Genomic DNA, 14,258 nt, shown 5'->3' with positions numbered 1-14,258 from the left:
ACGTGTTTCTTAAGACCTTTCGACTGCGCTCAAGGTGACAAATTAATATTCAATCAAATTAACAGATTTAAATTCATCCAATTTTTCCAATTCCTTTTTTATATATCTTTCCCAAAGGATTTGGGCTTCCACCTGCCTGGAATAGTCCGTTTCGTTGTCGTATGCATCCTGCATTTCGGACAACTCCCTATTGATGGCCCGATGTACAGCTTTCAATTCTTTTCTAACGGCATTTGAAACTTCCAGCTGGGCAATACGTTGCCTAAACTTTCGGGCATGCAATTCCGTAATATCAAAATGCAATTGCTCATGGCCCAAAATATGAGGTGTGGCCCTTTTGGCATCATACCAAGATTGCTCAGGGTAAAAATGAGCGTGCACTTCAGAATCAAAACTTACCACACGTTCGTTGGAATGGCGTACGGAAAACCCAAAGGTTATTCCAGAAGCCGTGACTGCAACGGCACTTCCCAAATTTTTGGGCTCACCTTTAAAATCCTCCCAAGATAATTTATAGGATGTATTCCAAGATAACACGGGTTCAGTATCGCTTTGAACAAAAAGGCAACAGAAAAAAAGCAGGAATACTCTAAGCATTAAAATCTACTAAAGTTTTCAATAGAACGCCAAAATATCTCAGCTTATTGCTCTACTTCAACAATAGATAAATCGTCATACTTCACCAAATACACGGCATCGTTATAATACCCTCCAAACAGTTTCTTTTTGTAAGCAAACTTGTTTTCAACATAAGACGTTAAAGGTGCCTCGTTGGCCGACAGGTATAAATCTTCAGAGGTAACGAGGCGCAAAACAACATCCATCGTTAAATCGAAACCTTTTACGGCGCGTCGGTTTGGCGTTAAATTGTAAATGCGCTCGTATTGTTCCACAAAACCCTTGTTTTCTTCTTCGTTATAACTTTTTGAAGCGGTAGCATAGGTAAAATTTAATTTGGCAAGGTGCGTGTTATTAATTTCGTCTCCTTCAAAAGCACCATTAAACCTAGTGGTGGCTAAAACAATGTTTATTTCATCTTCCTTTAATTCCTTATCTTCCTTCTGTATCAATGATGCCAAAATACTAGTAACATTTGATGCAAAACCTTCATTTTGCGTTTCTAAAAACACCAAATTGTCACCTGCCTGCAAAGCTTCCTTAATATCGTCCACCAATACATAGTTTTCGTCCTCGCCCTCTTTATTTTTTCTGGAGTAAATAATTTTCGCAGCATTGAACTCGCGCTTTAACGCATTGGCAATCTCCATATTTTTGGAGTCTGCGATAATAATGATTTGCTTTGGCAAACTATCAGTTTTAACAAAATTTACAATTTTATCCTTCAACAAATCGTCAGAAGGTCTTGATTGAAACACATTATCATACAGCTTTAGATCCGTCCCAATTGGCGAAACAACAGGTACGTTAGATTTCCTAAGCTCGGAAGCAACTATTTCGAAGTTTTTGCCTACCAACGGGCCAATGACCGCATCCACATTTTCAAAATCGTTTTCCATTAACAACCTTGAAACCGCTGAGGGTTGGTTTTTGGTATCAAAAACGTCTACTTTTAATGATACCCCTAGTTTTTTTAAGGAATCGAGAGCCATCAATACCCCGGAATAGAAATCCAAGGACACATCCAAATACGGATCCTTTTCAATGCTTCTTTTGGTTTCTGAAATGGAGTCAAATTCAACACGATTCAAACGAAATGGCAACATCACCGCAATGTGCTTTGTTTCATAATCCTTGATGCGTCCGACTAAATTGGTAGCTTCAGCTTCTTCCCCAATAACTTCTGAAGATTGAGAAAAAGGAATTTTTAATATCATTCCTGCTTTTAAACCACTTTCTGCTAAACCCGGATTTAGGGCTTCGATTTCATCTTGCTCCAATCCCAATTTCAGCTTCAATCTATAAAACCCTTCTTTTGGCAACACTTTATAGTAGCTGTACTTCTCATCCACCATTTTTTCTTCACCTTCATCAATATTTGGTACATAAATTTGCTGCCCTTCCTGTAAAACCTCGCCCATATTGGGGTTTAAGGCTTCCAATTCGGCAATGGTAATTCCAAATTTATAAGCGATGCGCCATTTGCCCTCTTTTGGTTGGACGATGTAAGTTTTATTCGTTTCTACTTCCTCTTCTACCTTTCTTATTTTGAAAACCGGAATTTGCAATTTATCGCCCTTTCGAAGATTACTGGCATATAAAAACGTATTGTATTTTTTGATGTCCTCAACGGCTACATCATATTTTTTGGCAATGCCGAAAAGGGTTTCCTTACGTTTGGTCTTATGCTTTTTAAAGCCTTGCAGTTCCTTAACTTCAGTGATTTTCGGTTTTTTAGCTTTTGAAATTGGGATAATTAAAATGGTATTGGGCTTCAATCCTTTTTTGGCATCAGGATTTAAAGAATAAATATCAAAAGGGGTGACAAAATAGCGCTTGGCGATTTCCTCAATCGTCTCTCCTTTTTTAACTTGATGTGTACTATAGTTTTGGGCGTTGACAGATGTAAAACCAAACATCAAAACTGTGATTAGGACTATAAAAAATCTATTCATTCCTGTTGTTTTATAAGCTGAAACTCTATCCAATGGTTATATACGTATGATAGTTGAGATAAAGACTACAAGCCGTTCTTTAAATTGTGAATTGCACATAACATGCCAAAATCCCAAGTATCCACCAATATTCAAAAATAACGTTTTAAACGAAATTATATTGATTAGTACTTTGACACATCTTTTTGAAAAAAGACACTTACTCCCATTCAATGGTGGCCGGGGGTTTTGAACTAATGTCATAAACCACTCGGTTTACACCTTTAACCTTATTGATAATATCGTTAGACGTTTTTTGAAGAAATTCATATGGCAGATTTACCCAATCGGCAGTCATACCATCCGTACTTTCAACGGCACGCAATGCCACACACTTTTCATAGGTACGCTCATCCCCCATCACGCCAACACTATTTACGGGCAATAACATGGCGCCTGCCTGCCAAACTTTATCATAAAGCCCCCACTCCTTAAGTCCGTTGATAAATATATGATCCACTTCCTGAAGCATCCGCACTTTTTCAGCGGTGATATCTCCTAAAATTCGGATGCCCAATCCCGGTCCTGGAAAAGGGTGACGACCCAACAATTCAGGATCAATACCCAGAGTGGCTCCAACCCGCCTCACTTCATCCTTAAAAATCGCTTTTAAAGGCTCAACAATTTTAAGCTTCATAAAATCAGGTAAACCGCCAACGTTGTGATGGCTTTTAATGGTTGCCGAAGGTCCGCCAGTAGCCGAAACACTTTCAATCACATCTGGATAAATAGTCCCTTGGGCCAACCAAATCACATCCTTCAATTTATGGGCTTCGTCATCGAATACTTCGATAAAGGCATTGCCGATCGCTTTTCGTTTTTTCTCTGGATCTTCAATGCCTTTTAGGGCATCCAAAAACCGTTGTGAAGCATCGACTCCTTTAACATTGAGCCCCATGCCCTCATATTGCGCCAACACATTTTGAAATTCGTTTTTGCGTAATAGGCCGTTGTTCACAAAAATGCAGTATAAATTCTTTCCTATGGCTTTATTCAGCAACACGGCCGCTACGGTGGAATCTACTCCTCCCGATAGCCCTAAAACCACTTTATCGTCACCCACTTTTTCTTTAATGGCCTCCACGGTTTCCTCCACAAAGGATTGGGGTGTCCAATCTTGATGAATGCCTGCAATGCTTACCAAAAAGTTCTCCAAAACCTGCTTCCCATCAGTAGAATGGTACACTTCCGGATGAAATTGAATGGCATAGGTTTCCTCGCCATCAATGCGATACGCTGCATTTTCCACATCATGCGTACTGGCAATCAAAACACCATTGGTTGGTAATTGTTTTATCGTATCGCTATGGCTCATCCAAACCTGGCTTCCTGTATGGATATGTGCCAAAAAAGGCTCGTTTCCTTTAATAAAAGAAAGGTTGGCTCTACCGTATTCACGCGTGTTAGAAGGTGCAACTTCACCACCAGAAAAATGAGCCAGATATTGGGCACCATAACAAACGGCTAAAATGGGCTTTTTCCCTCTAATTTCCGAAAGGTCGGGATGCAATGCATCTTCAGCTCGTACCGAATTTGGACTACCGGACAGAATAACGGCTTTATATTCGTCTAAATTTGATGGAATTTTATTGAATGGATGAATTTCGGAGTAAATGTTGAGTTCCCTAACTCTACGGGCAATAAGCTGTGTGTATTGCGATCCGAAGTCTAGAATAAGTACCTTATCATGTTGCATGCGCAAAAATAGGAATTGATTTTTTATTGAGGGATGCGGATTATTGATTTTTTAGGTGATTTTTTTGAACATTTTTTGTGGATAAGTGAAAGCTTTCAAAACCCTTCAATTCAATTTGCTGGCATTTGATTTGCTCGCCATAAAACCCTATTTTTAACAAAAAAGACCAGCCATGAAACCCTTTTCTTTCCCTATTTTTTTGTGTTTTCTTGCGTTGAATTGTTTGTTTGCTCAAAATGAAAAGAAGGCCGATAGCCTAATTAACGCCTATAAGAATCAAGCGGAAGATACCTTAAAGGTTTCCACCATAGCCGCTCTTTACAACCACTTTTTGTATCAGGATCATAAGTTAGCCAAACAATATGCAGATGAGGAATTGAAACTTTCAAAAAAATTGAATTACGACGAAGGTATTGGCACAAGCCTTTATCACCTTGGAATTTATTATAACAACATTGACGAGATTGATTCTGCAAAGTATTATTATGATGCCTCATTAAAAGTTTTTGAAAAGCTTAATAAGCAATCTTCCATAGCGAACGTAAATCATGGATTTGCCATTTTGGAATATTCTTTGGGCAATTTTGACAGCGCTCTAGATATTCTTGACAAAAATTTAATTATCTACAACAAACCTCCCGTGGATTCATCAAGTCTGGCGGTCACCCATGTATTGAAGGGCGGTATTTATAGGCAATTGGGAAAATATAAGTTGGCCATGAACGAAGCGTTATCTGCTCTCCCTATTTATGACAACCTTAATGAAGACATCAGAAGAGCAGATGCATTGGGAATGTTAGCGGCCGTTGAATTTAATTTGGAAAACTTCTCACAGAGTATTGAATACAACAGTAAAGCCTTGGAAATTTACCAGGACAACAACGACCACTTATATTCTGCTCAGGCCATGAACGACATAGGAAACACTTATTATTATCTGAAGGATTACCCTAAAGCGGAAGAATTTCTTAAAAATAGCCTTACCCTATCCGAAAAAATTGATTCTCAAGATCTTATCGCTACTTCACTTGGAAATCTGGGCAAAGTTTATACAAAAACGGACGAATCAGAAAAAGCGATTTCAAATTTTAATAAAAGTATTGAAATCACCCAAAAAACAGGAAACCAATACAAAACTATCGAAAGTTTAAATGATTTGGGCATTGCCTATAACAGTATCAACAGGCCAAAAAAAGCTATTCCTTTATTTGACAGAGCGATTGACATGGGCAAAAAAATAGATGCCAGGCAAAATTTAAGGATTAGCTTTTTCAATAAATCGGAGTCACAAACACAACTTAAAAATTACAGGGAAGCCTTTGATACATATAAACAGTTTACTGCCATTAGCGATTCTATTTTCAATTCTGAAAAAACAAAAAAAATCGAAGAACTCCGCACCCAATACGAAACCGAAAAGAAGGAGCAACAAATCCTATTGCAACAGAACGAAATCGATATTTTAAAAAAAAAGGAGGAAATCGATATGCTCTATAAAGTACTTTTAGGATTTGGATTGTTGTTATCTCTGATAGGCTTTTATGCCCTCCGCCAAAAACTAAAACGAAGCAAGGCCGAAAAGGAGAAGCTCAATATGGATCTGGACTTTAAAAAGAAAGAACTCACCACCCACGCCCTGCATTTGGCAAAAAAGAATGAAGTTTTAGAAAATCTAAAGCAACAGGCTCAGGAATTTAAAACTTCCGAAAATTCAAAACGAGGGTTCAACAAATTGATACGAACCATAGACTTCGATTTAAAGGACGACAACAATTGGGAAAACTTTAGCCGGTATTTTGAGCAGGTACACAAGGATTTCAACACCACTGTTAAAAAGAAGTTTCCTGAAGTTACCTCAAATGAGTTACGCTTAATGGCACTTTTAAAGATGAATTTGTCTTCAAAGGAAATTGCAAATATTCTTAACGTGTCCCCGGAGGGTATTAAAAAAGCACGTTACCGATTGCGTAAAAAACTGAGGATTACTACAGAGGATTCTTTGCAGGATTTGGTTCTTAGCCTATAGAAAGAGGCTATCTCGAAAGCGAATTTCTTTCAACCTGAATTTATTTCAGGTTCTCATAATAATTGAAACCGACACCTTGAGATTCCGAAACAAGTTCAGAATGACAGAACACCTTAATATAATTTTGATTTCTAAACCGTCAAAATCAAAAACTCCTGTTTTAGAGGTTGAAGGCTTTCTTTTAAACTAGGAATCAAACGCTTTCCGTATTCTAAATAAAACTCTGAAAAGTTGACATTGCGTTCTTGCAAACTGCTATTGGGAAACAGTTCGTTTTGAATATCTGTCATTCGGGACACCTCATCCGAAAGCTTTCGTTTCTGGGCTTTTAATAAACGTTTTTCAAGATAGTCCAATCCCTTCAACTGCCTTGTTTCTTGCGCTTTTACAGCTCCAAAGTATGATTCATCAGTTTGTTGTGCAAGTTTGTACAAATCCTTAAACTGTTGTTCCAAATGCTTTTTCTGATCTGAAAAATCAATATCAATATTTGAAATCTGACGTACCTTCTTATTGATAAAGGCATCTCTTTTTAGAAAAATATCTTCATTTGAAATATTTAGTTTTTGAAGTTTTTTGGCCTGCTTCTCAGTTTTAATCAACACCGAATTTCTCAATAAAAGCATTGGAAAAGTCACTTCAACAGCATCAAAATAAGATTTCAATTGCAACCAATAAGCCAATTCACCACCACCGCCGATATAGCACAAATTAGGAAGAATAACTTCTTGATACAACGGGCGCATTATCACATTTGGAGAAAAGTGTTCCGGCGCTTCATTCAGCCGTTTTAGGATTTCACTCTTACTCCAAACGATATCTGTGTTTAATACCTTAAACTTTTCATCTTCAAAAACAATACGCTCACGCAAGTTTTCTTGTAAATAGAATAAGTTGATTTCTCTGGGATTCACCTGAATTTTATAGTCGCCGGAAACCCCTACCAGTCTTTTATTTGTTTTGGAAACCGTTTCAAAAGAATTCTGATTAACCAACTCTTTCTGCATATAAGGCACAAACAATCGCTTTAAATCGGCATCGTTTCCATCAACGATAACCAAACCGTAGTCCTTAAAAAGTTCATTTGCCAAAAATCGGGTTGCATCCGTGAGATTATCATGGTCCGAATATGCTTTTTTAAATAGTTCCTTTAAAGCTTCAGCATTTGTACTACTGCCCAAATCCGCAGAAAACAATTCCAAAACCTCCTCCAAACCTACAGTGGACAATTCCCCAACGGCCCCTCCTGCTTTTCTATTCCATTGAAATTTTTTGCCCTTAAAATTGAAATAATTGATTTCTTCAAAATCGTGATCTTCCGTAGCCATCCAATAGATAGGCACAAAATCGTATTCTGGATATTCCTGTTTTAATTCCTCCGAAAGATTTATGGTTGAAACTATTTTATACAGAAAATATAATGGCCCAGTGAACAGGTTTAATTGATGGCCTGTTGTGATGGTAAATGTATTCTCAGAATTTAAACGTTCAATATTTTGTATGGTCGCTTCTGAAGTTTGAAGGTTCTCGTACTGTTTTTTAAGAGCTTCGGTTAAAGTATTTCGCGACTGGACAGGAAAAGACAACTTTTTTTCCTCGATTTGCGTCTCGAAATTTTCCAATTTTGGGAATCGATTATAAAAAGGCTTTAAATCCGATTTCTCATCCAAGTAATCACAAATTAGGGAAGAAAAGTAGCCCGTATCTTTAAAAGGAAGGTATTCCTGTTGCATATTTTAATTAAAAACATGTAAATATACAGCTATTCCAATTTTTGAAATCTAAAAATTAAGTTAAGAGCTATTTTAAAGTGCCCTAAACTGAAAGGTATCAGAATGGGATGCATTTCCTACGACATCTTTGGTTACTATTTTCCAATAATAAATACTACCAGAAGTGACAGAAACGCTTTGTTGCGTGGTTGCTACGTCACTTGCATGCAAATTTGGAGGGTTGACAGTCCCGAAATATACATCGTAACCCGAAATATCGTTGTCCACATCGCTACCCGTCCATTGCAGGGTAACGTTTGGTCCATTTACGGATGCTGCCATAGATGGAGAATCTAGAGTAGCTGGAAAAGGGGCATAAGTTTCTACCCCAGGACCCGCGTTGTAGAATTTCCAAGTTTCGCTTTTTTCGGTTTTGGATCCTGCAGTAGATTCTACATACCACGAATATGGGGTGGCTCGATCTAATGTAATTCCAATTTTATCTTGATTGGTGGTTTCCTGTATTTCAGCACCGTTGATCAGATTTGAAACAAATATGGTGTAACTTTCAGCAGTGGTGCTCGCTTCCCATTCAAAAACCACTGTGCTTTGGGTTGGGGTGATGTCCGTACCTACATTGCACAAACCATCCTCATGTGGAAACTGCAGATTGACAATCAATGGATTGGACTGGTTTGGTCCTCCCTGGTTGTTAGGGTCTTCTCCACCTCCGTCATTATTTGAAGATTTACTGCATCCAAAAAGCAAAACCCCTAAATAGAATATGTAAATTAATCGTCTCATTTCTTCACAATTTTAAAGGTTGATGTGCGACTTTTAGATTGAATCAATACTGTATAAACACCCGACGAAAAATGACTTGAATCTACACTTAAATTTCTTTTTTCTTTTGCTGAAACGGTTTCAGCATGCACCAATTGTCCCAAATAGGAATACACATTTACGGCGGATTCTTCTTCACTTAAATCACCTAAATATATGTCAAAAGTATTGCCAAATGGATTAGGATAAATAAAAGTGTCGTCCGATATAAAAATTTGTTTTTCAAAAGTCCCTTGACATTCCAAATCGGCGGAAATTTTTATGGAATTGGCACCGTCCTCCAAACTCAAAACAATTTCCGATTCACTTGTAGTGAACTGAAATCCGTTAAACTCCACATGGTAATTAGAACTACCAGACATTTGAAAGGTTGCCTTTTTGGAATTCCCCTGCTTCCCAGTAATCACCGAAAGATGTTCGGGATGCCTAATGACAATATCATAACACCTCATAAAATCCGGAAATTCATCCAATGTTAAACAGAGCCTATACGTTCCGGCCACAAGATTTAAGATATTGATTTCATTAGTGAAAGTGTATTCTTTGTTAAAAATATCACTAGTCAACATTGCATTGTAAACGTAGTGCTCTTTGGTAACAATATTTATCTTTCCGTCATTGTTGTTTAAACAGGTTTCATCCGTAATCAAAATAGTAAAATTATCCTCAGGCAATATTGAAAAACGGCACCCGAATAAATCTACCGGCACTCCAAAGGGTGTACCGGGACACAGATCATCCTCATTAGCCACCCCATCGTTATCGGCATCATCACATACGGTTTGATAACTTGCTGATGTATCTTTGAACCAACTATCATAATCCCCATTAACATTGGATATTACCGCGATTGGGTCATCCACCAAAATACAGCTTAAGTCTGGATTGTCGGTAGCATTAAATTGATTTAAAATAGCATTTGCACCATTTTGCAGATTCAACTTATCTTGAATAAATGCATTTGAGGAACAGCGGAGTTCTTTCAATTTTGTATTGAGCGTAACATCCAATTCTTCCAGTTGGTTGCCCGAACATCGCAGAACTTGCAAATCGGTCAATAAACTTACATCCAATGCCGTAAACAAATTGCCCGAAATATTGAGCACAGTTAGTCCCAAATTAGAATCTGTATCGATGCTTGACAAACTATTACCTGAAACATCCAACACTTGCAAGTTGGGCAAATTGGAAATATCTAATGTTGCGAATTGATTTCCTGAAGCATTTAAATTGGATAAAGTAATATTGGCACTTAAATCTACCGTGGTTAAACTATTGCCCTCTATGTCCAAAGTTAACAAAGCCTCGAAATCAGCGATTCCAGTTAAATCCGCAATATCCTTATTGCTCAAGCTTAAAGACGTTACTCTCTCAATATTTAGAGTCGGCACATAATCGTCCATAGGACCGGCATCATAGCCCAAATCTATCAAGGCCTGCTCAAAGTTATCATCTGGCACATACGTTTCGCCAAAATGACAATCGATAGCGTAATTCGTTGTTGTATCCTTCAACCACGTGACCCCAGCGGGCGCATTGCCATTATCCGTTTGAATACAATTCAGGGCGGGATTATTTTGTGCATCCAAATTGGACAAGCTTGGATTTTGACCGTTTTGTAAGTTCAAAACCTCCAAGGCGTTTGTAGTACAGCTTAAATTGGTCAATGCAGTATTCGCGGTAAAATCCAACTCAACTATCCTATTTTCATCGCAATTAAAGATTTGCAACGTTGGAATTTCATCGGGCATAAACTCCGAAAAGTTATTATTTGAAATGTTCAGATTAACAAGATTTGTGTTTGCGCTTAAATCCACATCGGAAACTATATTTCCTGAAAGATTCAAAATCCTTAAATCAGGGTTATCGCCCAAATTCACTTCAGAAATCGCATTATTAGCACAGTTAAAATCCTCCAAAGCGATAAAATCCTCAATCCCCGTCAAATCAACTATACCCTCAGCACTAACATCCAAATTGACAACCACTTCAATATTTGTAGTTGGCACATAATCGTCCAAAGGACCAACATCGTAACCGAAATCTATTAAGGCCTGCTCAAAATTATCATCGGGGACATAGGTTTCGCCAAATCGACAATCGGTACTGTATTCTGCTATTGCATCTTTTAGCCAATTCGCTCCGATATTGTTTTCATCGTCCACTTGAATACAGAACAAATTAGAGTTTCCAGTGGCCACAAAACCAGAAATTTCATTATTTATTCCGTTTTGGATATTCACAAAATAAAATTGGTTATTGGACACATTGATAGTAATCGAATTTGGACAAAAGTCTTCATTTGCTGGACACGCTCCCGTGCCTATCGTGGACAAATCCAAATCATTTCCCAAAAGGTTATTGCTACAATTCAACGTTTTCAATTGACTCAAATTGGCAGACAGTTCCAAAGACGTCAAACTATTATTGCCAACATTCAATTCGATTAAATTCGGATTATTTCTGGCATCCAAATCCGTCAATTGATTGCCATTTACCACAAGATATTTGAGTAATGGCAAAGTAATTAAAACTGCACTGAGTTCATTTATTTGATTGCTATCCAAAATTATTCGCTCCAAAACTGTGGAAGACACATCATTTATTTCAGACAGGTCATTATTTGACCCTGAAAGCGTTATCAGATTAGTATTTGCTGATAAATTAACATCCGAAAGTTCATTGTCTGAAAAATTCAAAACCTCCAAAACTACGTTGGCCGTAATATTAAGTTGGGTTAAACTATTGGCTCTACAGTTCAATTCGGTCAACCCCAAACAACGATTAACGGCCAAGTTTGTAAGTGCGTTATTTGCACAGCTCAATTCACTTAAAGTAAAGTTATCTGCAGCATAGGTGGTAAGGTTTGAAATTTGATTATTGTCACAATTCAGCTCCACCAAACTTGTATTGTTGCTAATATCCAAAAGCGCCAATCGGTTATTGGAGCAATCGAGTACTTCCAAATTCGTGTTTAATGTTACATTCAAATCGGCCAAATCATTATCGGCACAGAACAAAGTTGTTAAACTTGGGGTTGCCGTTATGTTTAAAACTCCATTGGGGCTAGCCACATTGGAGGTCAAAAAATAATTGGAACCACAATACAATCGTTCTAAATTGACCATTCCGCTAACGTCCAATTCATCTAAATAATTATTGCTGCAATCCAACTCTATTAAAGAAGAAAATGCCTTTATACCCTGAAGGTTTTGAATATTTTCACCACTTATATTTAATGATTCCAAATATTCAATGCTAGCCGTTAACACTTGATTGTCTGGTGCACCGACATCGATACCCAAATCAAGTAAAGCTTGTTCAAAATTATTGTCGGGAATTGGAGTGTATCGGTTATTCTCGCAATCTGCATTGTATGTCGCGATAGGGTCTATCGTCCAGCCCGCAGGAATATTTCCTATAACTGCCGGGTCAACATTTATGCAAAATAGGTTGGGGTTAATGGTCGCATTGAAAAGCGTTGTATTTATATTATTTCCATTTCTGATATCTACGAACTCCAATGGATTATTATTACAATTGATACTCGTTAAATTAGTGTTTGCTACCAGATTTAATGTAACGATTTCATTCCCAGAACAATTCAATGTTTGTAATGCCACAAAATCCTCAATACCGGTCAAATCAGAAATATTAAGACTACTAATATCCAAATTGGTTTGTGCATTAATATTGGCAGTTGGCACATAATTGTCCAAAGGCAGGGTATCCCACCCCAAGTTTACCAGTGCTTGTTCAAAATTATCATCGGGTACGTAAGTGCCGCAATTTATAGCATAAGAAGCTATGGCATCAACCGCCCAGGTTACCCCACCGGGAACCGCACCCGTATCAGTTTCAATACAGGACAAATCTGTATTGTTTACTGCGCTAAAATTTGAAAGGGCTGGGTTTTGCCCATTCCGCATATCCAATGCCCGCAAAACATTGGATTCACAATTAAAATCTGTTAAAACAGGTAAACTGCTAACGTCTAAAGATTGAATGGAGTTATTTGAGCAATCTAAATTTACCAAGGCCAAGTTATTACTGACATCCAAAGCATTAAGCGCATTGTTTGAGATATTCAGAACTGCCAAATTTGTATTACTACCCAAATCTATCTGTATCAAGTCATTGTTGGAAACATTAAAATTTGAAAAGGCGGATAGGTTGGAAATGTCAACCATTTCAATATTGTTACCGCTACAATTGAGTGTTTGCAAAGCCACAAAATCTTGAATCCCCTCCAAACTATCGATATTTGAATTGGACACATCCAGAGTTAGTAAACCACTAATATTTGCAGTTAACACCAAATTATCAAGGGCAGTATCATGTCCAAGGTCAATGAGGGCTAGCTCAAAATTATCATCTGGTACATAGGTATAAATATCGGCGCAAGTTGTTTCGGCATAATAGGTCCAATCGTCTTTTGACCAATTGGCATTGGGCATAAAACCGGCATCCACCTGAATACAGGATAAATCGGGATTATTTTCAGAATTAAAATAGGTTATCAAATCGTTATAGCCATTAGCACCGATTAAAGAGGTCAATTGATTGTTGGATACATTGATAGAAGATGTATCCTGACAGGGCGTTATGGGATCGGTTTGTGGATTGGGACAAACCACTGTATTCAAGGCACTCAAATCCAATGTCGCTATGGAATTATTTGCGAGGTTCAATACCTTTAAATTCGTATTTGCCGATAAATTAATGCCGGCAAGCTGATTAGATGCGCATAGCAGGTTTTCTAAATTGACATTATTATCAACCTGCAAAACACCAATTCGATTACCGGACACGGACAATCGCGTCAATTCAGTATTGAGGTTAACATTTAAAGCATTGATTCTATTTTCAGAGCAGTCCAGGCTTTTTAACAGTGTATTGCTAGCAACATTTAAGACCATTATCTGATTACTGGAGCAATCCAAATCTTCCAAATCGAGATTATTGGATACATCCAAAGTTGCCAGCTCATTAGCACTACAGAGCAATGTTCTTAAATTTGCATTGTTAGAAACATCCAGGTTTACTAAATTATTGTTACTGCAAATAAGAGTTTCTAAACTGGAAAAATCTTCAATTCCCGTTAAATCAGACGCACCAATTTCACTTATTATCAAAGACTCAACATTGGCAATTCTGTCGGTAAGCACTAAACCATTATTAGCAGTCCCATCCCCCATACTACTATCGTCACCAATGAGGACAACACCCCCGTTAGCATCATGGGTCTCCAAATACTCCTCAAAATTAACATCGGGTATTGCCGTGTTTTGCGATTGCACGGTGGAAATCACAGACAGCAAGGTTAAAACAAAAAAGGCAGTCCTCATTTTACGATTTTTCAACACTTT

General features: G+C 37.7%; 7 protein-coding genes. 1 reads left to right on the top strand and 6 read right to left on the bottom strand.

The window, feature by feature from the left end; translation table 11 throughout:
• Positions 1 to 42: 42 nt before the first annotated feature.
• From ACFSR8_RS13300 to guaA, 3 genes are all read right to left on the bottom strand, one after another.
• On the bottom strand, positions 43 to 597 hold the full coding sequence (locus ACFSR8_RS13300; protein ID WP_380292815.1) for a DUF922 domain-containing protein: 555 nt from the start codon (positions 595 to 597) through the stop codon (positions 43 to 45).
• 44 nt (positions 598 to 641) lie between these two features.
• Complete coding sequence (locus tag ACFSR8_RS13295; RefSeq protein ID WP_380292813.1) at positions 642 to 2,573, bottom strand: PBP1 and LysM peptidoglycan-binding domain-containing protein; 1,932 nt, start codon at positions 2,571 to 2,573, stop codon at positions 642 to 644.
• A gap of 199 nt (positions 2,574 to 2,772) precedes the next feature.
• On the bottom strand, positions 2,773 to 4,308 hold the full coding sequence (gene guaA, locus ACFSR8_RS13290) for a glutamine-hydrolyzing GMP synthase (RefSeq protein ID WP_380292811.1): 1,536 nt from the start codon (positions 4,306 to 4,308) through the stop codon (positions 2,773 to 2,775).
• Between the two features lie 172 nt (positions 4,309 to 4,480).
• Between guaA and ACFSR8_RS13285 the strand changes: the two genes are divergently transcribed.
• Positions 4,481 to 6,334 (top strand): tetratricopeptide repeat protein, encoded by a 1,854-nt coding sequence (locus ACFSR8_RS13285; RefSeq protein ID WP_380292809.1) that lies wholly within the window; start codon positions 4,481 to 4,483, stop codon positions 6,332 to 6,334.
• A gap of 131 nt (positions 6,335 to 6,465) precedes the next feature.
• Here ACFSR8_RS13285 and bshC read toward each other — a convergent pair whose 3' ends face one another.
• The 3 genes from bshC to ACFSR8_RS13270 form a co-directional block, all read right to left on the bottom strand.
• The gene (gene bshC / locus ACFSR8_RS13280) at positions 6,466 to 8,067 is read right to left on the bottom strand and encodes a bacillithiol biosynthesis cysteine-adding enzyme BshC (protein WP_380292807.1); all 1,602 of its coding nucleotides are present in this window, start codon (positions 8,065 to 8,067) and stop codon (positions 6,466 to 6,468) included.
• 72 nt (positions 8,068 to 8,139) lie between these two features.
• Positions 8,140 to 8,850: a hypothetical protein gene (locus ACFSR8_RS13275; protein ID WP_380292805.1), complete on the bottom strand. Its 711-nt coding sequence runs from the start codon at positions 8,848 to 8,850 to the stop codon at positions 8,140 to 8,142.
• The gene (locus ACFSR8_RS13270; RefSeq protein ID WP_380292803.1) at positions 8,847 to 14,237 is read right to left on the bottom strand and encodes a T9SS type A sorting domain-containing protein; all 5,391 of its coding nucleotides are present in this window, start codon (positions 14,235 to 14,237) and stop codon (positions 8,847 to 8,849) included. Before ACFSR8_RS13270 ends, ACFSR8_RS13275 begins: the two co-directional genes overlap by 4 nt.
• Positions 14,238 to 14,258 lie beyond the last annotated feature (21 nt).

The sequence above is a fragment of the Hyunsoonleella rubra genome, assembly GCF_042684665.1.
GTDB classification, from domain to species: Bacteria; Bacteroidota; Bacteroidia; order Flavobacteriales; family Flavobacteriaceae; genus Jejuia; species Jejuia rubra.
Note: the sequence above shows the minus strand (reverse complement) of the source record. Positions and strands in the feature narration are given on the sequence as shown.

Coding starts and splice junctions, on each gene's coding strand:
- ACFSR8_RS13285 (WP_380292809.1), top strand. CDS start 4,481: ATGAAACCCTTTTCTTTCCCTATTTTTTTGTGTTTTCTTGCGTTGAAT.
- ACFSR8_RS13275 (WP_380292805.1), bottom strand. CDS start 8,850: ATGAGACGATTAATTTACATATTCTATTTAGGGGTTTTGCTTTTTGGA.
- ACFSR8_RS13270 (WP_380292803.1), bottom strand. CDS start 14,237: ATGAGGACTGCCTTTTTTGTTTTAACCTTGCTGTCTGTGATTTCCACC.
- ACFSR8_RS13295 (WP_380292813.1), bottom strand. CDS start 2,573: ATGAATAGATTTTTTATAGTCCTAATCACAGTTTTGATGTTTGGTTTT.
- bshC (WP_380292807.1), bottom strand. CDS start 8,067: ATGCAACAGGAATACCTTCCTTTTAAAGATACGGGCTACTTTTCTTCC.
- ACFSR8_RS13300 (WP_380292815.1), bottom strand. CDS start 597: ATGCTTAGAGTATTCCTGCTTTTTTTCTGTTGCCTTTTTGTTCAAAGC.
- guaA (WP_380292811.1), bottom strand. CDS start 4,308: ATGCAACATGATAAGGTACTTATTCTAGACTTCGGATCGCAATACACA.